Source organism: Streptomyces angustmyceticus (genome assembly GCF_019933235.1).
GTDB lineage: Bacteria > Actinomycetota > Actinomycetes > Streptomycetales > Streptomycetaceae > Streptomyces > Streptomyces angustmyceticus.
Genome location: NZ_CP082945.1, coordinates 6,720,273 through 6,740,892 on the forward strand (window position 1 = coordinate 6,720,273; position 20,620 = coordinate 6,740,892).

19 protein-coding genes and 1 riboswitch are annotated in these 20,620 nt (G+C 73.3%); of the genes, 14 read left to right on the plus strand and 5 right to left on the minus strand.

Going from position 1 to position 20,620, the window contains the following annotated elements:
• Nucleotides 1-34: 34 nt before the first annotated feature.
• Nucleotides 35-1,408, minus strand: a complete 1,374-nt coding sequence (locus K7396_RS30040) for a uracil-xanthine permease family protein (protein ID WP_152105210.1) — start codon at nt 1,406-1,408, stop codon at nt 35-37.
• 296 nt (nt 1,409-1,704) lie between these two features.
• On the opposite strand from K7396_RS30040, the gene K7396_RS30045 reads away from it, so the two are divergent.
• Nucleotides 1,705-2,193: an acyl-CoA thioesterase gene (locus tag K7396_RS30045; protein WP_107421244.1), complete on the plus strand. Its 489-nt coding sequence runs from the start codon at nt 1,705-1,707 to the stop codon at nt 2,191-2,193.
• A 166-nt stretch (nt 2,194-2,359) separates the two neighbouring features.
• On the opposite strand, the gene K7396_RS30050 is transcribed toward K7396_RS30045, so the two are convergent.
• Nucleotides 2,360-3,592, minus strand: coding sequence for an MFS transporter (locus K7396_RS30050; RefSeq protein ID WP_086720678.1), 1,233 nt, complete (start codon nt 3,590-3,592; stop codon nt 2,360-2,362).
• Between the two features lie 70 nt (nt 3,593-3,662).
• Between K7396_RS30050 and K7396_RS30055 the strand changes: the two genes are divergently transcribed.
• The gene (locus tag K7396_RS30055; protein ID WP_086720679.1) at nt 3,663-4,940 is read left to right on the plus strand and encodes an ROK family transcriptional regulator; all 1,278 of its coding nucleotides are present in this window, start codon (nt 3,663-3,665) and stop codon (nt 4,938-4,940) included.
• 116 nt (nt 4,941-5,056) lie between these two features.
• Here K7396_RS30055 and K7396_RS30060 read toward each other — a convergent pair whose 3' ends face one another.
• Entirely contained in the window at nt 5,057-5,836 is a 780-nt protein-coding gene (locus tag K7396_RS30060) for an SDR family oxidoreductase (protein ID WP_086720680.1), read from the minus strand.
• Between the two features lie 173 nt (nt 5,837-6,009).
• A riboswitch (FMN riboswitch) is annotated at nt 6,010-6,140 on the plus strand.
• A gap of 181 nt (nt 6,141-6,321) precedes the next feature.
• On the opposite strand from K7396_RS30060, the gene ribD reads away from it, so the two are divergent.
• From ribD to K7396_RS30115, 11 genes are all read left to right on the plus strand, one after another.
• On the plus strand, nt 6,322-7,416 hold the full coding sequence (gene ribD / locus K7396_RS30065; protein ID WP_086720686.1) for a bifunctional diaminohydroxyphosphoribosylaminopyrimidine deaminase/5-amino-6-(5-phosphoribosylamino)uracil reductase RibD: 1,095 nt from the start codon (nt 6,322-6,324) through the stop codon (nt 7,414-7,416).
• Nucleotide 7,417: 1 nt separating this feature from the next.
• Entirely contained in the window at nt 7,418-8,053 is a 636-nt protein-coding gene (locus K7396_RS30070) for a riboflavin synthase (protein ID WP_086720681.1), read from the plus strand.
• Complete coding sequence (locus tag K7396_RS30075) at nt 8,050-8,703, plus strand: nicotinamide mononucleotide transporter family protein (protein ID WP_086720682.1); 654 nt, start codon at nt 8,050-8,052, stop codon at nt 8,701-8,703. Before K7396_RS30070 ends, K7396_RS30075 begins: the two co-directional genes overlap by 4 nt.
• Nucleotides 8,700-10,064 (plus strand): bifunctional 3,4-dihydroxy-2-butanone-4-phosphate synthase/GTP cyclohydrolase II, encoded by a 1,365-nt coding sequence (locus tag K7396_RS30080; protein ID WP_223660238.1) that lies wholly within the window; start codon nt 8,700-8,702, stop codon nt 10,062-10,064. Before K7396_RS30075 ends, K7396_RS30080 begins: the two co-directional genes overlap by 4 nt.
• Nucleotides 10,065-10,135: 71 nt before the next feature.
• Complete coding sequence (gene ribH, locus K7396_RS30085) at nt 10,136-10,621, plus strand: 6,7-dimethyl-8-ribityllumazine synthase (protein WP_086720683.1); 486 nt, start codon at nt 10,136-10,138, stop codon at nt 10,619-10,621.
• A gap of 34 nt (nt 10,622-10,655) precedes the next feature.
• A complete protein-coding gene (locus K7396_RS30090; RefSeq protein ID WP_086720687.1) occupies nt 10,656-10,928 on the plus strand; it encodes a phosphoribosyl-ATP diphosphatase in 273 nt (90 codons plus the stop codon).
• A gap of 52 nt (nt 10,929-10,980) precedes the next feature.
• Nucleotides 10,981-11,829 carry an ATP phosphoribosyltransferase gene (gene hisG / locus K7396_RS30095; RefSeq protein WP_086720684.1) on the plus strand — a complete coding sequence of 283 codons (849 nt, stop codon included), beginning with the start codon at nt 10,981-10,983 and terminating at the stop codon, nt 11,827-11,829.
• A gap of 82 nt (nt 11,830-11,911) precedes the next feature.
• Nucleotides 11,912-12,364 (plus strand): PH domain-containing protein, encoded by a 453-nt coding sequence (locus tag K7396_RS30100; RefSeq protein ID WP_086721517.1) that lies wholly within the window; start codon nt 11,912-11,914, stop codon nt 12,362-12,364.
• 174 nt (nt 12,365-12,538) lie between these two features.
• Nucleotides 12,539-13,912, plus strand: coding sequence for a hemolysin family protein (locus tag K7396_RS30105; protein WP_086721516.1), 1,374 nt, complete (start codon nt 12,539-12,541; stop codon nt 13,910-13,912).
• Nucleotides 13,909-15,039, plus strand: a complete 1,131-nt coding sequence (locus tag K7396_RS30110) for a hemolysin family protein (RefSeq protein WP_086721515.1) — start codon at nt 13,909-13,911, stop codon at nt 15,037-15,039. The genes K7396_RS30105 and K7396_RS30110 overlap by 4 nt, the downstream gene beginning before the upstream one ends.
• Nucleotides 15,040-15,173: 134 nt before the next feature.
• Entirely contained in the window at nt 15,174-15,650 is a 477-nt protein-coding gene (locus K7396_RS30115) for a GNAT family N-acetyltransferase (protein ID WP_086718304.1), read from the plus strand.
• A gap of 35 nt (nt 15,651-15,685) precedes the next feature.
• On the opposite strand, the gene K7396_RS30120 is transcribed toward K7396_RS30115, so the two are convergent.
• Both K7396_RS30120 and K7396_RS30125 read right to left on the minus strand, forming a co-directional pair.
• The gene (locus K7396_RS30120; RefSeq protein ID WP_086718305.1) at nt 15,686-17,581 is read right to left on the minus strand and encodes an AAA family ATPase; all 1,896 of its coding nucleotides are present in this window, start codon (nt 17,579-17,581) and stop codon (nt 15,686-15,688) included.
• Between the two features lie 477 nt (nt 17,582-18,058).
• Nucleotides 18,059-18,643, minus strand: a complete 585-nt coding sequence (locus K7396_RS30125) for a uridine kinase family protein (protein WP_086718306.1) — start codon at nt 18,641-18,643, stop codon at nt 18,059-18,061.
• 205 nt (nt 18,644-18,848) lie between these two features.
• On the opposite strand from K7396_RS30125, the gene K7396_RS30130 reads away from it, so the two are divergent.
• Nucleotides 18,849-20,255, plus strand: coding sequence for a peptidase C39 family protein (locus K7396_RS30130; protein WP_086718311.1), 1,407 nt, complete (start codon nt 18,849-18,851; stop codon nt 20,253-20,255).
• The last annotated feature ends 365 nt before the right edge of the window (nt 20,256-20,620 follow it).

The following is a 20,620-nucleotide window of genomic DNA, read 5'->3' on the forward strand; positions in this document are numbered from 1 at the left end:
GTTCCGCCTCCGGTCCCGGCCGGCTGCCGCCCCGTCAGTCCTTGTCGTACGAAGAGGTGCCCTCGTCCAGCAGCGGCGCCTGCGGCTTGAGGTGTGCGGGGGCGCAGGCGCGCAGCCCGTGGTAGCCGGTGAGCACCACGATCGTGCCCAGGGCGATGCCGCTCAGTTCGAAGTGTTCGCTGATCCGCAGGCTCACCCCGCCGACGCCGATGATCACGCCCGCGGCGACCGGCACGAGGTGGAGCGGATTGCGCAGATCCACCTTGTTGTGCACCCAGATCTGGGCGCCCAGCAGGCCGATCATGCCGTACAGGATGACGGTGATGCCGCCCAGCACCCCGCCGGGGATCGCCGCGACGACGGCGCCGAACTTCGGGCACAGGCCGAAGAGGAGCGCGAAGCCGGCGGCCGCCCAGTAGGCGGCGGTCGAGTAGACGCGGGTCGCCGCCATCACGCCGATGTTCTCGGAGTACGTGGTGTTGGGCGGGCCGCCGAGTGCGGTGGAGAGCACCGATGCCGCGCCGTCGGCGGAAATCGCGGTGCCCAGCTTGTCGTCCAGGGGGTCGCCGGTCATCTCGCCGACGGCCTTGACGTGTCCGGCGTTCTCCGCGACCAGCGCGATCACGACGGGCAGCGCGACCAGGACCGCCGACCACTGGAAACTGGGCCCGTGGAAGTGCGGCAGCCCGATCCAGTCGGCCGTGCCGACGGCGGAGAAGTCCAGCCGCCAGTGGTCGGTGACCTTCCCCGAGCCGTCCACCGAGTGGATCATCCCGAAGGCCCGGTCGAAGACCCATGAGACGCCGTAGCCGAAGACCAGCCCGAGGAAGATCGCGATACGCGACCAGAAGCCGCGCAGGCAGACCACGGCGAACCCGGTGAACAGCATGGTCAGCAGCGCCACCCACTGGTCCTGCGGCCAGTAGGTGCGTGCCGTGACCGGCGCCAGGTTGAAGCCGATCAGCATCACCACCGCGCCGGTGACCACCGGCGGCATCGCGGTGTGGATGATCCGCGCGCCGAACCGCTGGACGGCCACGCCGACGAGGAAGAGCGCGACCCCGACGACCAGGACCGCGCCGGTGACGGTGGCGCTGGTGCCGCCCTGCGCCCGGATCACCGCGGCGACCCCGACGAACGAGAGTGAACAGCCCAGGTACGAGGGGATCCGGCCGCGAGTGGACAGCAGGAAGATGACCGTCGCCACGCCGGACATCATGATCGCGAGGTTGGGGTCCAGCCCCATCAGCACGGGGGCGACGAAACTCGCGCCGAACATCGCGACGACATGCTGCGCGCCCAGGCCGACGGTGCGCGGCCACGACAGCCGCTCGTCCGGCCGGACCACTGCTCCAGGGGCCGGGTTGCGCCCGTCGCCATGCACGGTCCAGCGCACGCCGAGGCCCATGACTGCTCCACTTCTTCACACGGTGATGACCGGGCAATGTTAGTGCGGGGTAAATCCGCTTCCTCCCGCTATCTCACGAGGTGCCCCGGTTGGCCTTCGCTATGGCCTCCGTCACGACGCCGTCTCCACGGTGCCCTGCTCCGGCCCTGGTCACCGCGCCCCGCGTCCCGCCGGACCGAGCATGCTAAGCAGCCGCTTACGATGGTTCCGGCTCCTCACACGAGCCCCACCCGCACCGCCAGCACCATCCACCTCTACAGCGCCCGCCGGCGCCCCCGACCCCAGGAGCACCACCCGTGAGCGTCGAAGCCCTGCAGACCACCACCGTCCCGTACGGCGAACTGGTCCCCGTCACCGTCCACTTCGACGACCTCGACGCGCTCGGCATGCTCCACAACTCCCGCTACCCGCTGCTGGCCGAGCGCGCCTGGGCGGAGTACTGGCACGGCCACGGGTTCAGCTTCGACGGCGACTGGGCCGCGGCGGGCGACATGTGCAACGTCATCAAGGAGATGCGCGTCTCCTACGAGCGCCCGGTCACCCGGCCGGGCCGCTACGCGGCGCACCTGTGGGTCTCCCGCCTCGGCCGCACCGGCCTCACCTACGGCTTCCGGCTCTGCTCGGCCGACGGCACCGAGACCTACGCCCAGGGACACCGGGTGCTGGTCCGCATCGACGCGCAGACGCTGCGCCCCACCCCCTGGTCCGACCGCGCCCGGACCATCGCGGCCGGGCTCCTCCGGCCGGAGGAGGCGGCCACGGGCGCCGGGGCGGACGCGGCCTGAGCCGTCGCCGGGGCGCCGTCGGGCCGCCGATCGGCCGCCGTCGTCGAGCGGCCGGGCTCACGAGAGCGGCTGCCTGCGGCGGCCGCGCTCGTGCGTGCCCCGTCGTCGGCGACCAGGGGCAGCCGGACTCTCGGCCGCCGCGCCCGGCGAGGCCGACCCGCCGCACTCACGACCGTTCCAGATCGCCGGTCGGCGCGGGGGCGGCGCCGGACGTCGTGCGGCTCGGCACCCCCAGTACCCGCGCGCCCAGCATCAGTCCGCATGCCAGCGCCGTGACCAGCGCGAACGACATCGTCAGCGATGTCGCCTGGGCGATGCCGCCGATCGCGGACGGGGCGATCAGCCCGGAGGTGTAGGTGATCGTGGCGACGCCAGCGATCGCCTGGCTGGGCGCGGGGCCGCTGCGCCCGGCGGCCGCAAAGGCCAGCGGCACCACGACCGCGATTCCCAGGCCCATCAGGCCGAATCCGCCCATCGCCAGGGCCGGCTGCCGCGCCGCGATGATCAACAGGCCGCCGGACGCCGCCAGCACCCCGCCGGCCCGCACCGTGCGCACCGCGCCGAAGCGCGCCACCACCCTGTCCCCGGCCAGCCGCGCGGCGGCCATGGTGCAGGCGAAGGCGGTGGTCGACGCGGCCGCCAGGCCCGCATCGGTGCCGAGTTCGTCCCGGAGGTAGACCGCCGACCAGTCCAGGCCGGCGCCCTCGGCGAAGACCGCGCAGAACCCTACGGCCCCGATGAGCAGCGCCGATCGCGGCGGCAGCGCGAAGCGCGGCGGCGGATGCTCCTCGGGGGCGCTGCGCAGATCCATCACGCCCCGGCAGGCGAGCGTGCCGAGCAGGGTCAACACGAGCGCCGCACCGGCCAGATGGAGCCGGGCGTCCCACCCGGCGTGCGCGGCGACGGTGCCGGCCGCCGAGCCGAGCAGGGCGCCCGCGCTCCACATGCCGTGCAGCCCCGACATGATCGGCTTGCCGAGCCGGTCCTCGGTCTCCACGCCCAGCGCGTTCATCGCGACGTCCGACATCCCGGAGGCCGCGCCGTACACGAGCAGCGCGGGGCACAGCGCGTACACGTCGGGGGAGAGGGCGGGCAGGACGAGCGAGAGGGTCCACAGCGCGAGCAGGCCGCGCAGCGCGGTGCGCGCGCCGAAGCGGTGGCTGATCCGGCCGGCCAGCGGCATCGCGAGGGACGCGCCGATCGCGGGGAACGCGAGCGCCAGGCCGAGCTGGCCCGGAGAGATCCCGGTGTGGTCCTGGATCCAGGGGATGCGGGTGGCGAAGTTGCCGGTGACCGCGCCGTGGGCGAGGAACACCAGGGCCACCGACCACCGCGCGCGGCGCAGTCCGGCGTGGGGGAGCGGGGTGGTGACGTCCCGGGAGGCACGGTTGCCAGTCATGGCGCGTAAACTATCAGGAACCCTGCCTGATAATAAGGGTGTTGGTCCGCCGGAATGAAAGACTCACGTCATGCACGCACCGCGCACGGCAGCCGCCGGCCGCACCGCCTCTCCGGCCACCGCACGGCTCATCAATGACCGTCTGGCACTGCAACTCCTGCAGTCCGAGGGGCCCTTGACGGCAGGTCAGCTCAAGTCGCTGACCGGCCTGTCCCGGCCGACCGTGGCGGACCTCGTCGAACGCCTCCAGGACGCCGGGCTGATCACCGTGGTCGGCGAGAGCGGTGCGCAGCGGCGCGGCCCCAACGCCCGGCTCTACGGGATCGTCGCCGACCGGGCCCATCTCGTCGGCCTCGACCTGCGGACCCACAGTGTCACCGTCGCGGTCGCCGACCTCCTCGGCGAGGTGCGCGACGAACGCACCGCCCCCGTCGGCCCCGACGACACGCCCGGCACGGCCGTCTCCACCGCCCTCGCCGTCATGGACAAGTCCCTCGCCGCCGCGGGCGCCCACCAGCCGCACACCATCGCCGTCGGCGCCCCCGGCCTGGTCGACCCGGCCACCGGGCGGCTCGGCGGCACCGACTGGATCCCGTCCTGGCACGCCGCGCTGGTCGGTGAGCTGCGCGCCCGGCACGCCGCCCCGGTGCTGCTGGAGAACGAGGTCAACCTCGCCGCCATCGCCGAGCAGCGCGACGGCGCGGCCCGCGACCGCGACACCTTCGTCCTGCTCTGGCTCGGCCACGGCACCGGTGCCGCCGTGGTCCTGGACGGCACGCTGCGGCGCGGCGCCTCGGGCGGCACCGGCGAGATCGGCTTCCTGCCGGTCCCCGGCACCGCCGCCCTGCCCACGGCGAGCGGCTGCGACGGCGGCTTCCACTCCCTGGCCGGCTCCGCCGCGATCTGCGCCCTCGCGGCGGAACACGGCCTGCCCGCCGCGCCCGGCACCGGACCGGGGACGGCGACCGCACCCCCGTCCGGAGCCGCGGCCGGCACCCCGTCCGCCGTGGCCGACGCGGACGCCCCGCCCGCCGAAGCCGTCGTACGGGCCGCCCTGTCCGCCGGCGACACGGGCGCGGCGTTCCTGGACGCGCTGGCCGCGCGGCTCGCCCTCGGCGTGGCGGCGGTGTGCGCCGTGCTCGACCCCGGGTGTGTCGTCCTCGGCGGGGAGATCGGCCGCCGCGGCGGCGAGGAACTCGCCGGACGGGTCGGTGCGCAGCTGGCCCGGCTCTCCCCGCTGCGCACCGACGTGCGCGCGGGGACGGTCGGCGGTCGGGCGGTGCTGCGCGGTGCCGTCCTCGCCGCCCGCGACGCCGCCCAGGACGACCTGTTCACGCCCACGGGCTGACCGGCGGAGGCGGCCGGAGCACGCCAGCTTCCGTCCCCGCCCTGCTGGTTGGAGAGTGCGCCAACTGCTTCCCCCACCCGGCCGCGTGGCAGGTGCGGCGGCACCCGGGCGGCCGGTCAGCGCCGCGCCGCGTCCCCCGTACGGGCCGCGAGGAACTCGGCGTAGGTCCGGCGGCCGTCGGCGTGTTCCGGGGTGAGGTTGCCGCCGCGGCGCAGTGCCGCGGCGGAGGCGCCCGGCAGCCACAGCGGCATCAGCAGCCGGCGCCGCCCGCCCGCCGCCAGCGTGGCCCGGACGAGATCCCGGGCGTCCAGCACCTCGGGACCGCCCAGGTCGGCGACCCGTCCGGCCGGCCCGCCGGCCGCCAACTCCGCCAGCCGGTCCGCGACTTCCCCCACCTCGACCGGCTGCACCCGCACCCCCGTCGGTACCGGGAGCACCGGCGACCGGGTGCCCGCCTTGATCACGCGGAGCACCAGGTCGTGCAACTGCGTCGTCCGCAGTACCGTCCAGCCGAGCCCGGAGCCCTCGATCAGGCGCTCCACGGCGAGCTTGGTGCGGTAGTAGCGGATCGGGACCAAGTCCACGCCGACGATCGAGATGTACACCAGGTGCGCCACGCCCGCCGCCCTGGCCGCCGCGATCAGCCGCCCCGCCGCCTCGGTGTCCCCGCCGGACGGCGTCGAGGCGCAGTGCACCACCGTCTCCACGCCCGCCAGTGCCTCGGGCAGGCCCGTCCCGTCGCGCAGGTCGACCGCGTACGACCGCGGTCGCGGCCGCGCCGTGCCGGTGTGCGGGCGCCGGCTCAGCGACCGGACGTCATGGCCGTCGCCGAGCAGCCGGTCGACCAGGGCCCGCCCGAGGGTGCCGGTGCCGCCGGTCACCAGAATTGTCGCCATCGAGGATCAGTCCTTGAGGGGAGAAGGGATGTGGACGTCTCCGTTATGACGAAGCACGCGGGCCGCCGTGTGACACGCGGCGCGCCGGAGGTCTGTGAGGCAGCCCACAGCGCTTCGCCCGCATGGGCGACTACCGGCCGTGGCAGACTGAAGCTGTACTGACATAAGAGCAGCAGCGCACTCCGGGGTCGGTGTAATTCCGAACCGGCGGTAACAGTCCGCGACCCGTCCGCAGCCAGCGGCCGGTTGAGCAGGTGAAATTCCTGCACCGACGGTGAAAGTCCGGATGGGAGGCAGTGCGCGGCGGGCCAGCTTCGGTACACCGCCGTCGGCGGCGCGTCCGGTTTTTCCGGACGGGTTCTCCTTTCCGGCGCGGTGTTCCCGTGGCGTTGTTCCGCTTTCTGTCGTCCAGACAGCCCCGGAGTCCGTGCCCTGAGAGGCAGGAGGACCCGGTGGCCACCGCAGCCCCCGTCGAGACCGCGGCGATGCGCCGAGCCATCGAGCTCGCCGCCCGCGGCCTCGGGCACACCAGCCCGAACCCGGTCGTCGGCTGCGTCGTCCTGGACTCCGCCGGCCGCACCGCCGGCGAGGGCTGGCACCAGCGGGCCGGCGGCCCGCACGCCGAGGTCCATGCCCTGCGCGCCGCCGGCGAGCGGGCCCGCGGCGGCACCGCACTGGTCACCCTCGAACCCTGCAACCACACCGGCCGCACCGGCCCCTGCGCCCAGGCGCTGATCGACGCCGGGATCGCGCGCGTCGTCTACGCCGTCTCCGATCCCAACCCGACGGCCACCGGCGGCGCCGTCACCCTGGCCGACGCAGGCGTCGACGTCGAGGGCGGGCTGCTCGCCGACGAGGCCGCCGCCGGCAACGAGGCCTGGCTGACCTCGGTCCTGCGCCGCCGCCCGTTCGTCCTGTGGAAGTACGCCGCCACCCTCGACGGCCGGATCGCCGCCGCCGACGGCACCAGCCGCTGGATCTCCTCGCCCCAGTCGCGCGCCGATGTGCACCGGCTGCGGGCCGCCTCGGATGCCGTCATCGTCGGCTCCGGCACCGCCCGCGCCGACGACCCGCAGCTCGGCGCCCGGATCAGCGGGCTCGCCGACGACGAGGTCAGCCAGCCGCTGCGGGTCGTCGTCGACTCCGGCGCCACCGCCGTCAAGGCCGGCGCCCGCGTCCTGGACGGCACCGCGCCCACCCTGATCGCGGTCGCCGAGGACGCCGACGCCGGCCACCTCGAAGGGCTCGCCCCGATCGTCCGGCTGCCGCGCGCCGCCGACGGGCGCGGCCTGCACATCCCCGCACTGCTCCAGGCCCTCCACGAACGCGAGGTGCGTTCCGTCCTGCTCGAAGGCGGACCCACGCTCGCCGGGGCCTTCCTCGCCGCCGGGGCCGTCGACAAGGTCGTCGGCTACCTCGCCCCGGTGCTGCTCGGCGCCGGGCCCGCCGCCGTCGGCGACGCCGGAATCACCACCATCGCCCAGGCGTTGCGGCTCGACGTGACCGGCACCGAACGGCTCGGCCCCGACCTGCGCATCACCGCCACCCCCATCCGCCACGCCCTGAACGAGGAGAACTGACGTGTTCACCGGAATCGTCGAAGAACTGGGCGAGGTCGCCGCCATCGAGAACCTCGGCGACAGCTCCCGTTTCCGACTGCGCGGCCCCGTCGTCACGGAGGACGCCAAGCACGGCGACTCGATCGCCGTCAACGGCGTCTGTCTGACGGTCGTGGACACCGCCGACGGTGAGTTCACCGCCGATGTGATGGCCGAGACCCTCCACCGCTCCAGCCTCGGCGCGCTGGCCGCCGGCTCGCGGGTCAACCTGGAGCGCCCGATGGCGCTCGGCGGGCGGCTGGGCGGGCACCTCGTCCAGGGGCATGTCGACGGCACCGGCACCATCGTCGACCGCACCCCCGCGGAGCACTGGGAGATCGTCAAGATCGCGCTGCCGGCCGCGCTGTCCCGCTATGTCGTCGAGAAGGGCTCGATCACCGTCGACGGGGTCAGCCTCACCGTCGTCGACGCCGCCGACGACTACTTCACCATCAGCCTCATCCCCACCACCCTCGCCCTGACCACCCTGGGCATCAAGAAGGCCGGCGACCCGGTCAACCTGGAGGTCGACGTCCTCGCCAAGTACGTCGAGCGGCTGCTCGGCCGGGGTTCCGACGACCGCGGCGACCTTGACGAGATCAAGGAGATGGACCGGTGAGCGTCCTCGACACGCTGAACGGAACGGCGTTCACGGCCTTCGGGCAGCACGTCATCTGGTCGGACATGATCGGCAACACCATCGGTCTGGCCGCCCTGGCGCTCGGCTGGCGGCGCTCGATCTGGACCTGGCCCGCCCAGTTCCTCTCCGGCCTGATCCTCGTCGCCGCCTATGCCTCCGCCCACCTCAGCGGCGGCGTCGGCAAGCAACTCCTGGTCATCGGCGTGGCGTTGTGGGGCTGGCGGCAGTGGCAGCGCGGCCGCAAGCAGGCGCAGGACGGCTCCATCGCCGTCCGCTTCGCCGGCTGGCGCGAGCGCGGCCTGCTGCTGGGCGGCACCGCCGTGGGCACCGCGGCCGTCGGCACCCTGTTCACCCTGTTCCCGCAGCTGTCCTGGAACCCCTGGCCGGACGCCTACATCTTCGTCGGCACGCTCGCCGCGATGGTCGCCCAGGCCCGCGGACTGGTCGAGTTCTGGTGCGCCTGGCTGCTGGTCGACATCGTCGGCGTCCCGCTCGCCTTCAGCAGCGGCCTCGCCTTCTCCGGCCTCGTCTACGTCGTCTATCTCGCCCTCGTCGTGTGGGGCATGCGCGACTGGTGGCTGCGCTCGCGCGCCGCCGATCGCACCGTCCTGGAAGGAGCAGCGGCATGACCGCAGTGCAGAGCTGGTACGACGCCGAGGCCGAGGCCCTGGCGCTGGACCCCGTCGAGCAGGCCATCGCCGACATCGCCGCCGGCCGCCCGGTCGTGGTCGTGGACGACGAGGACCGCGAGAACGAGGGCGACCTCGTTCTCGCCGCGGAGAAGGCCACCCCCGAGATCGTCGCCTTCATGATGAGCGAGTGCCGCGGACTGATCTGCGCCCCCATGGAGGGCACGGAGCTGGACCGCCTGGAACTCCCGCAGATGGTCGAGCACAACACCGAGTCGATGCGGACCGCCTTCACCGTCTCCGTCGACGCCACCGCGGCACACGGCGTGACCACCGGCATCTCCGCCGCCGACCGCGCCACCACCCTGCGACTGCTCGCCTCCGGGGAATCGGCCGCCGGCGACTTCGTCCGGCCCGGCCACATCTTCCCGCTGCGCGCCCGGCCCGGCGGCGTGCTGGTCCGCAACGGCCACACCGAGGCCGGCGTCGACCTCGCCCGGCTGGCCGGACTGCGCCCGGCCGCCGCCATCGTGGAGATCGCGGGCGAGGACGGCACGATGCTGCGGCTGCCGGAGCTGGTGCCGTTCGCCCGCAAGCACGGACTGTCGATCATCTCCATCGAGGACCTGATCGCCTATCGGCAGTCGTCCGAGCCCACCGTCCGCCGCGAGGCCGAGACCCGGCTGCCCACCGCCCACGGCGAGTTCACCGCCTACGGCTACCGCTCCACCGCCGACGGCGTCGAGCACATCGCGCTGGTCGCCGGCGACCTCGGCGACGGCGAGGACGTCCTGGTCAGGGTCCACTCCGAATGCCTGACCGGCGATATCTTCCACTCCCTGCGCTGCGACTGCGGCCCCCAGCTGGAAGCCTCCCTGCAGCGGATCGCCGAGGCCGGCCGGGGCGTGGTGATCTACCTCCGCGGCCACGAGGGGCGCGGCATCGGACTGCTGTCCAAGCTGCGCGCCTACGAACTCCAGGAGCGCGGCCGCGACACCCTCGACGCCAACCTCGAACTGGGCCTGCCCGCCGACTCCCGCGACTACGCCGCCGGCGCGCAGATGCTCCAGGACCTCGGGGTGCGCTCGCTGCGCCTGATGACCAACAACCCCGAGAAGACCTCCGCCCTGGTGCGGTACGGCCTGCGCGTCACCGGCCGCGAGCCGATGCCCGTCAAGGCCGGCGAGCACAACCTGCGGTACCTGCGGACCAAGCGGGACCGGATGGGGCACGACCTGCCCTGGCTGGACCCCGCGGCCACCGTCCCCCCGCCCTTCGAAGGCGGCCGGCCGGGGGAGACCCCGCGCACCGGAACGGGCGGTACCACGCCCCCCTCCGCCACCGCCTGCGACAACCAGTAGCCACCCGGCACCACGCCACCACCCGGCACCACCACTCGTCCGACCAGCATCGAACCCGTAAGAGGAGAACCGTGAGCGGCAAGGGCGCACCCGAACTGACCGTGAAGAACTGTGGCGACCTGCGGGTGGCCGTGATCGCGGCGCAATGGCACGAGCAGGTCATGAACGGCCTGGTGGACGGCGCACTGCGCGCCCTGACCGAGCTGGGCATCGACGAGCCCACCCTGCTGCGGGTCCCCGGCGCCTTCGAGCTGCCGGTCGTCGCCAAGGTGCTGGCCGGCCGCGGCTATGACGCGGTGGTCGCCCTCGGCGTGGTCATCAAGGGCGGCACCCCGCACTTCGACTACGTCTGCCAGGGCGTCACCCAGGGCCTGACCCAGGTGTCGGTGGACACCGGTGTCCCGGTCGGCTTCGGCGTGCTGACCTGCGACACCGAACAGCAGGCGCTCGACCGCGCCGGCCTCGAAGGCTCCACCGAGGACAAGGGCCACGAGGCCGTCACCGCCGCCGTCGCCACCGCCGCGACGCTGCGGACCGTGTCCGAGCCCTGGCGCTAGGAGCGGGCGCAGACCGCGTAGGGTGGTCACCATCATGTCCAAGAAGACGTTCGAGGAGCTCTTCTCCGAGCTCCAGCAGAAGGCCGCCACGGGCGACCCCGCCACCTCCCGGACCGCCGAGCTGGTGCAGGCCGGCGTCCATACGATCGGCAAGAAGGTCGTCGAGGAGGCCGCCGAGGTGTGGATGGCCGCCGAGTACGAATCCGACGAGGCCGCCGCCGAGGAGATTTCCCAGCTCCTCTACCACCTCCAGGTCATGATGGTCGCCAAGGGCATCTCCCTCGACGACGTCTACGCCCACCTCTGATCCCTCACCCGCACCCTCCGCAACACCCCTCAGTGCAAAGGAACTCGCTCTCATGCTGCGCATCGCTGTCCCCAACAAGGGTTCACTGTCCGAGCCTGCGTCGGCGATGCTCCATGAGGCCGGCTACCGCCAGCGCAAGGACCGCAGGGAACTGGTCCTCGTCGACGCCGAGAACGAGGTCGAGTTCTTCTTCCTGCGCCCGCGCGACATCGCGGTCTACGTCGGCTCCGGCAAGCTCGACATCGGCATCACCGGCCGTGACCTGCTGCTGGACTCCGGCTCGCCGGCCGAGGAGATCCTCCAGCTCGGCTTCGCCGGCTCGACCTTCCGCTACGCCACCCGCCCGGGTACCGCCAAGGACGTCAGCGAGTTCGGCGGCATGACGATCGCCACCTCGTTCTCCGGCCTGGTCCGTCAGCACCTCGTCGACAACGGCGTGGACGCCTCCGTCGTCCACCTCGACGGCGCCGTGGAGACCGCCATCCAGCTCGGCGTCGCCGAGATCATCGCGGATGTCGTGGAGACCGGCACCACCCTGCGCAACGCCGGGCTGGAGATCATCGGTGAGCCGATCCTCAAGTCCGAGGCCGTGGTCATCCGCGGCACCGGCGCGCCGGACGACGACCCGAAGGTGCGCCAGTTCCTGCGCCGGATGCAGGGCGTCCTGGTGGCCCGCCGGTACGTGATGATGGACTATGACATCCGGGTCGAGCACGTCGAGAAGGCCGTCGGCCTCACCCCGGGCCTGGAGTCGCCGACCGTCTCCCCGCTGCACCACGAGGGCTGGGTCGCGGTCCGCTCGATGGTCCCGTCCAAGGACGCCCAGCGCATCATGGACGAGCTCTACGACCTCGGCGCCCGCGCGATCCTGACCACCGGCATCCACGCCTGCCGGCTGTGACCCGGGCGCCGGCACGGTTCCGGCCCCGGCACCCCCCGACCCCCGTACCCACCGCTGCACCCACCACGGAAGACCCGACGACGTGTCCGCGCCCCTGCCCAGCCTCCCGGTGACGTTCCGGCCGACCCGCACTCGGGCCGTCCTCTACGCCGTCGGCGCCGCCCAGCTCGCCGCCCTCACCGTGATCGCGCTGCTGCTGCCGAAGCTGACCGGCGGCGAGCGGCTCAGCTTCGTGGTCACCGGTCTCCTGGTGCTCGCCGTCCTCCTGCTGCTCAGCCGCCCCAAGGTGGTGGCGCGGCAGGAGGGCGTCACGGTGGTCAACCTCACCACCCGGCGCGACCTGGCCTGGGCCCAGGTCCTGCGCGTCAACCTCCGCGAAGGCGACCCCTGGGTCCACCTCGACCTCGCCGACGGCACCAGCCTGCCCGCCATGGGCATCCAGCCCGGAATCGCCAGGGACCAGGCCATCCGGGATGCCCGTGCGCTGCGCGATCTCACCGAGAAGCACGGTGCTGTCGACCACACGGCCGGTTGAGCCTGCCCTAATCAGGGTCGCGCTGTTTACTCTGTTCTCCGGGGCGCACCCCGCGCCCCGCCCCTCAGTGGGCCCACACCGACCCGAGGAGTGACTCCCTCCGGCAATGGACGGATCGTCCTGTAGTACCTGCGCCGTCCCTCCCCAACCCCCGCATACCACGGAGGCGGCGGCATGACCGGCCCCCTGCTGCTGCTCGCCGCGGCACTCGTCCTGATCCTGGCCAACGGTTTCTTCGTCGCTGCCGAGTTCGGACTCGTCACCGTCGAGAAGGCGGACGCCGAACGGGCCGCGTCCGACGGCGACCGCCGCGCGCACACCGTCGTCTCCGCCCTGCGGGAACTCTCCTTCCAGCTCTCCGGCACCCAACTCGGCATCACGATCACCTCCTTGGTGGTCGGCATGCTCGCCGAGCCCGCGCTGGCCGAGCTGCTGTCCGGCCCGCTGGCCGCCACCGGCCTGCCCCGGGGCGCGGTCCCCGGCACGGCCGTCGTCATCGGCATGCTGCTGGCCTCCGCGGTCCAGATGGTCGTCGGCGAACTCGTGCCCAAGAACTGGGCGGTTTCCAAGCCGCTGCCCGTCGCCCGCGTGGTCGCCGGCCCCCAGCGGGCCTTCTCCCGCTTCTTCCGCCCGGTGATCACCCTGCTGAACACCGTTGCCAACCGGCTGGTGCGCGCCCTGGGCGTGGAGCCGACCGACGAGCTGGCCTCTGCCCGCACCCCCGGCGAACTGGTCTCGCTCGCCCGGCACTCCGCCCTCGCCGGCGCCCTGGAGCAGGACACCGCCGACCTGTTCGTCCGTACCCTCTCGCTGGGCGGCCTGACCGCGGAGAACGTCATGACGCCGCGCGTTCGGGTGAGTGCCCTGCAGGCGTCCGCCACGGCCGAGGACGTGGTCAACCTGACCCGCGCCACCGGCCTGTCCCGCTTCCCCGTCTACCACACCCGTATCGACGAGGTCGTCGGCATGGTGCACCTCAAGGACGCGCTGGCCGTCCCGGCGCACGACCGGCTGCGCATCCCCGCGGGCCGGATCGCGGTACCGCCGCTGCTGGTGCCCGAGACCCTGCCGGTGCAGACCCTGCTGGAGCGGCTGCGCAGCGAACAGCCGATAGCGGTGGTCGTCGACGAGTACGGCGGCACGGCCGGCGTGGTCACCCTGGAGGACATCATCGAGGAGCTGGTCGGCGAGGTCCGCGACGAGCACGACGGGGTGGACCTGCCCGAACTGGGCCAGGCCCCGCCCGAGGAGGGCCGCCCGGCCTGGGACGCCGACGGCGGCTGCCGGGTCGACACCCTGCGCAAGATCGGCCTGGAGGCTCCGGAAGGCCCGTACGAGACGGTGGCAGGACTGGTGGCACACATACTCGGCCGGATCCCGGCCCCCGGCGACATCGCGGAACTCGACGGCTGGCGGCTGCGGGTGCGGCTGGTGTCGCACCACCGCGCCGAGCGGATAAGGATCGTGCGGACCGCCACCGTCACGGTGCCGGCCGCACCCGAGGCGCCCCGTGAGGCCGTCGCGGCGGTCGCGGAGGTGGCCCGATGACCCTGGTCCAGCTGCTCTTCGCGGTCCTGCTCGTCCTCGCCAACGGCTTCTTCGTCGGCGCCGAGTTCGCCCTGGTCTCGGTGCGCCGCAGCCAGATCGAACCGCTGGCGACCGAAGGCTCCTCCCGTGCCCGCCAGGTGCTGCACGGCCTGGAGAACCTCCCGCAGATGATGGCCGCCGCCCAGTTCGGCATCACCGTCTGCTCCCTGACGCTCGGTGCGGTCGCCGAGCCCACCGTCGCCCACCTCCTGGAGCCGGTCTTCGAGGCGGTCCACCTGCCCGCCGCCCTGGTCCACCCGCTCGGCTACGTCATCGCCCTGGCGCTGGTGGTCTTCCTCCACCTCGTCATCGGCGAGATGGTCCCCAAGAACCTGGCGATGGCGGCCCCCGAGAAGACGGCCCTGTGGTTCAGCCCGGGCCTCGTCGCCTTCGCGCGGCTGTGCCGCCCGGTCACCGCGCTGCTCGGCGCCTGCGCCCACGGAGTGCTGCGGCTCTTCCGCGTGGAGCCGAAGGACGAGGTGGAGGCGGTCTTCACCAGTGAGCAGCTGAACCATCTCGTCGAGGACTCGGTCCAGGCCGGCCTGCTCGACCCGGCCGAGCAGGAACAGCTCTCCGACGTGCTGGAACTGGGCAGCCGGCCCGTCACCGAGGTCCTCCTCGACCGGGCGGCCCTGGTCACCGTCGAACCGACGGTGACGCCCCGCCAGGTCGAGGAGATGACCGTACGGACCGGGTACTCCCGTTTCCCGGTGTGTGCGCCCGGCGGCGCGTACATGGGCTACCTGCACGTCAAGGACGTCCTCGACCTGGAGGAACGCGACCGCGCGGTGCCCCAGCGCATCTGGCATCCGATGACGACGCTGCGCGCCGAGCTGCCCCTGGACGACGCCCTCACGGCCATGCGCCGCGCCGCCTCCCACCTGGCGGCGGTCGCCGACGCGACCGGCCGGGTGCTCGGCCTGGTCGCCCTGGAGGACGTCCTGGAGATGCTCGTCGGCGAGGTCCGCGACCCGGCCCACCACCGCGCCCCCGCCGCCCGCGGCCGCGGGGCCACGGCACGCGACCGGGTCAGCGAGCCCCGCGAGGAGACCCCCCTCCCGTCCGAGGACCGGGCCATGGCGCGCTGAGCGGCGTGCTCGTGCCGGGTCCCGGTGCGGGGGCCGGGCCAGGGGTCCTGGATCCCTGGCCCCTGGGCGTCCCGCTCCTGCCCGCCCGCGAAATCCCGTGGCGCGGCGAGGCCGGGAGCGCGCAGGATGCGGACATGCTGACCCTCCGCGCCGCCTCGACGGACGACCTCGCGGCACTGGCGACGCTCCACGCGGTCGTCCACGACGCGCATGCCCGCCACCGGCCCGACCTCTTCGCCGGCGAGCCCTCGCCCGACGCGCTCGAAGCGCTGCTGACCACGCGCCTGTCGGAACCGGACGTGACCTTCCTCCTCGCCGAGACGCCCGACGGCGAAGCCCTGGGATACGCCATGGCCCGCGTCGTCAGACGGGAGGAGAGCACCCTCTTCCGGCCGGAGACGTTCCTCTCGCTGCAGCAGATCGCCGTGGCCCCGGGCGCCTCACGCGGCGGCGTCGGATCGGCGCTGCTGGAGGGGGTGCGGGCCCTCGGGCGCGCCGCCGGCTGCCGACGACTGGTCACCGACGTCTGGGACTTCAACGAAGGCGCCCGTTCCTTCTACCGGGCCTGCGGCTTCCGGCCCCTGAACAGCAAGCTCGAACAGGAGCTCTGACCGGCCGCGCCGACCGGCCCCTCTACGCCGAGCCCCTAGAGGTCCAGCCCCTTCGGCGGCGGCCCCTGGAGGTCCGGGCCGCGGCCGGAGAGGACTTCGCCGTAGGCCTGCATCAGGTCGGGCAGGCGGAGGGTGGCGAGGTCGTCGCGGGTGGGGGTGCCGCGCCAGGTCGAGAGCCGCAGATCGCGGTAGGCGCAGCTCTTCTCGTAGAGGGTACGCAGGAAGCGGCCGTTGCCCAGTTCGTCGATCCAGCCCTGGTCGACGACGTGACCGCTGATGCTGCACAGCTCGTCGCGGGCCTCCTCGTCCCAGCGGTCGCCGTTCTCGGCGGCCAGCACCTCGCCGATCGCGGTCAGCTCCAGCGGCCGGTAGCTGGGGAAGTCGACGCGGCTGGTGAAGCGGGAGGACAGGCCGGGGTTGGCGGCCAGCAGCCGGTCCATGCCCTCCGGGTAGCCGGCCAGGATGACGACGAGCCGGTCGCGGTTGTCCTCGGCCCGCTTGAGCAGCACCTGCAGCGCCTCGTCGCCGTAGGCGTCGCCCTTGCTGTAGCCGGAGTTGGACAGGCTGTACGCCTCGTCGACGAACAGCACCCCGCCCAGCGCCGAGTCGATCAGTTCATTCGCCTTGACGGCGGTCTGGCCGAGGAACTCGCCCACGAGATCGGAGCGTTGGGCCTCCACGAGGTGGTCGCCGCCCAGCAGCCCGAGGGCGTAGAAGACCCGCCCGAGTATCCGGGCCACGGTCGTCTTGCCGGTGCCGGAGGGGCCGGAGAAGACGAAGTGTCGTTTCGGCGGCTGCACCGGCATCCCCTGGCTCGCCCGCAGCCGGGCCATCCGCAGCTGGGCCGACAGTGCCCGCACCTGCCGTTTGACCGGCTCCATGCCGACCATCCGCTCCAGTTCCGCCAGGGCCTTCTCCAGCAGCACCGGATCGGCGGGCCCGGCGGGCAGCCGCTCGGCGCCGCGCGGCACCGGCGCGGTGGCCTTGACCCGGGCCGCGGCGCCGCCCCCCGCGGGGACACCGCCGACCTCCCCGTCCGGCGCCTCCGGATCGCCGGTCACCAGCAGATCCCGGCCGTCGACCGGGTCGAGCGGAGCCAGATCGGCGCCGGCCTCCTGACCGAAGCCGGACGCGGAGACCGTCGCGAGGTCGGCGTCCTCGTCCAGGCCGTCCCCCTCCGCGATGGCGGCGAGCCGGGCCGCGGTGTCCATGAACGCCGGGTCGACGCGGTGCACCGCGCGGTAGAGGGGCAGGGCCGCGGCGCTGCGGCCGGTGCCCTCGTGGGCGCGGGCGAGCCAGTAGCGCAGCTCCTTGCGCTGCGGCTGCTCGCTGCGGCAGCGCATCAACGCGGCCGACAGCAGCGGCTCGGCCTGCCCGTACATCTCCAGCCGCACCCGCGCCATCCCGCCGAACAGCCCCGCCTCGATGCCCAGCGCCGGGTCGCCGAGCAGCGGCTCGGTGTGCCGTACGAGCTGGTCCCAGTCCTTGACGAGGTAGGCGCGGCAGGCGTGCAGGAAGCGCACCTGGGGGTCGGTGTCGACCGGCGGGCAGCCGGCCAGCGCCTGGTCCAGCTCGGCGACATGGCGGCCGTCGAGCCAGTGGGAGGCGTGCGCGAGCAGCAGGTCGCGGCCGGTCTCCAGCACCGGCTGCACCCACCAGCCCAGCCAGTACCAGGAGTTGAGGGTGCGCCGGTGGCGGGCGCGCATCTCGCCGAAGCGGTCGCGGTGCCGGTGCATCCTCAGCAGCGCGATGGAGGTGTCGGCGCGCAGCGCGTGCAGGCCGAGCCAGGCGTCGGCCATCGAGGGATCGAGTCGTACCGCGGCCCGGAACTCCTCCTCCGCCTGCGGATAGGCGCCCACGGTGTAGGCGTCGACCGCGCGCAGCCAGGCGAGTTCGGCCGGGGCGGGCGAACCCTGAGTGCCGACATCCATCCCGTCCCCCCACACAAAACGTCCCCCGAGTACCGCCGGGCGCGTGCCCGGCCGCGGCCCGGCGAACCGGCGTACGACGGGCGGGAGTTGACCTTCGCCGCGCGCACCTCGGTGCCGGCCTGCGGTGGCACAGACTCGCATGGTACCCGCGGGATCGGCGCAGGTCGTAGAGGGCGGTGCGGGGCAAGAGCGACCGGCGGTGCGCGGCGTGGCGGCGCGAAGAAAGCGGTGACCCAGGGTAAGGGGAGGGCGGCGCCGCGCGGCGATAAGAGGTGGTTTCGCACAGAACGAAGCCCCCGATCACGGGGGAACAACCGGGGGCTTCGCGTCTGCGGGCGGTCCGTAGAACCGCACATTGAGAACGTAAGTCCTGTACGCCCCCCAGGTCAAGCCGAGTTGGGGCACTCGGCGGGACCCTGTCGGCGCCGTTCGGCCCGTCGGCCGCCGTCCGCTACGGAGCGTGAGATATCGGGCCGGTCAGGGTGCCTCGGGCGGTCCCATGAGTACCTCGTACCCCACCTGCTTCTGGTGCACCAGGAAGTCGGCATACGGACGCGAAGGATCCGCTGCGAAGTGCGCGCGCTCCGCCGGAATCCAGCCACTCCAGAACGTGGAGAGCCCCGGCCCGTCCCGGAGGCGCCCCCTTGCCCAGGAGTGCTCGCTCGCCAGTTCCATCCACAACAGGGCCGCCAGGTACGGGCGCAGCGCCCGCCGGCCCGCGCCCACGCCCTCGACCAGCACCAGCGGCGCGGGTGCCAGCGCGCGCTCCTCGGTGAACTCGCCGCGCACCCAGTCGTAGACGCCGTAGCGCGCCGTCCCGCCCCGGGACAGCGGCCGGAGGATCTGGTCGGCGAACCGCCCGCTCCAGGCGAACAGCTCGTCGTGGGTGGCGAGATCGTCGGTGTGCACCACCGGCGCGTCGCCCAGCGCCCCGGCCAGCCGCCCGGCGAACGTGCTCTTGCCCGACCCCGCGTGCCCGTCCACCGCGATCAGCCGCACCGGCCCGCACGAGGGCGGCAGGGCGCGCAGCCGGGCGGCGAGCGAAGTCAGATCACGATCCATCGCGCCAGCGTACGTGCGGGGACCCGGCTCCCTGGCACGCCAGTGGTCCACACCCATATTCGTCGGACGACGCGCCTCGCGGTGCCTTCCGAAGCGGGCCGGGAACGGGAATAGTTGAGCCACTGCCGACCCGCCCGTGCCCGCCCGGGGCCCCGGCCCGACCCTCCGCACCCACTCGTACGCATCCGACTGGGGGACCACCACCATGACCAGCTCCGCGCCCCGGCGCACCGTCCTGGCCGCCGCGCTCGCCGCCGCGGCGGGTGCCGCCACCCCCTCGGCGCAGGCCGCCGACGCCTCCCGCAGACCCGCCGCGGGTACCACCGCCCCGGCCGCCGCCCGCACCCCCGACGCTTTCGGGCGCCGATCGAAGAGCCTCGTGGACTATCGCGCCTGGACCACCGCCGCCGACTGGACCACGGGCCACGCCCGGGGCACCGCCCTCGCGCCCGGCCCCCGGCCCGGCATCCGCCTCGTCCGCCCGGCCGGCACCTTCGCGTACAAGGATCCGCACACGGGCAGGACCGCCTCCTGGGAGTACGCGACCTGGACCTCCCCGGCCCACCGCCTCCGGGTCCCGGCCACCGAGGTCATCGCCTCCTGGAACGCGCACACCCCGCCCGGCACCTGGATCGCCGTCGAACTGCGCGGCACCTACACCGACGGCAGCCGCACCCCCTGGTACGTCATGGGCCGCTGGACCTCCGGCGACAGCGACGCCGACATCCGGCGCACCTCCGTCGACGACCAGAAGGACGGCAAGAGCAGCATCTCGACCGACACCTTCGCCATCGACATCCCGGCGACCGGCCTCCGCCTGACCTCCTACGAACTCCGCGTCACCCTCTACCGCAAGCCCGGCGGCACCCTCACCCCCACCGTCTGGCGGCTGGGCGCCATGGGCTCGGACATCCCCGACCGCTTCGAGGTACCGGCGTCCGCCCCCGGCCTCGTCGGCCGCGAGCTGACCGTCCCGCGCTACTCGCAGGAGATCCACAAGGGCCAGTACCCGGAGTACGACAACGGCGGCGAGGCGTGGTGCAGCCCCACCTCCTCCCAGATGATCGTCGAGTACTGGGGCCGCAGGCCCACCCAGCAGCAGCTGTCCTGGGTCAACCCCGCCTACACCGACCCCCAGGTCTGCCACGCCGCCCGCTGCACCTTCGACTACCAGTACGAGGGCTGCGGCAACTGGCCCTTCAACGCCGCCTACGCCGCCACCTACCGGGACCTGCAGGGCCTCGTCACCCGCCTGTCCTCCCTCACCGACATCGAACGCCTCGTCCACGCGGGCATCCCCGTCATCACGTCCCAGTCCTTCCTGAAGACCGAACTCGACGGCGCCGGCTACGGCACCGCCGGCCACCTGATGACCGTCATCGGCTTCACCAAGACCGGCGACATCATCGCCAACGACCCGGCCTCCCCGGACAACGCGGCGGTCCGGCGGGTCTACAAGAGGCGGCAATTTGAAACCATTTGGCTGAGGACCAAGCGCAAGAACGCCGACGGCAAGGTCGTCGGCGGTTCGGGTGGGGTCTGCTACCTCTATTTCCCGGCGAAGCCGGCGGCGGCGCAGCGGCGGGTACTGGCGGAGCTGGGGATCCGCTGAGCATGCGCGGCCCGACGGTGGGCTGGATGGCCTGACGGGAGCGGTCACCGCCGCCGAGGGTGAGGTGGGCCGTACCGGTCCACCGCCGGACCGGGCGCCGGGGTGGGGGAGGCGGCCGGTGGCCCCTCCGCGTCCCAGCTTCGCCGGCCGGCGCCCACCACGTGCTCGCCTCCGGCGCAGACCTCCCGGCGCTCGTACGCGCGGCTGAACGCGGGACCGCGGGCATCTATACGGCCCGGCACCAGGACGACGCATGTCAGGTGCCGGGCCGTGGCGCGTGCGGAACAAGGCACGATGAAGGCACATGGCACGACCGTTCCGACTCGTTCCGTACCCGGGAACCCTCGTGAACGGAATTCTCCGAA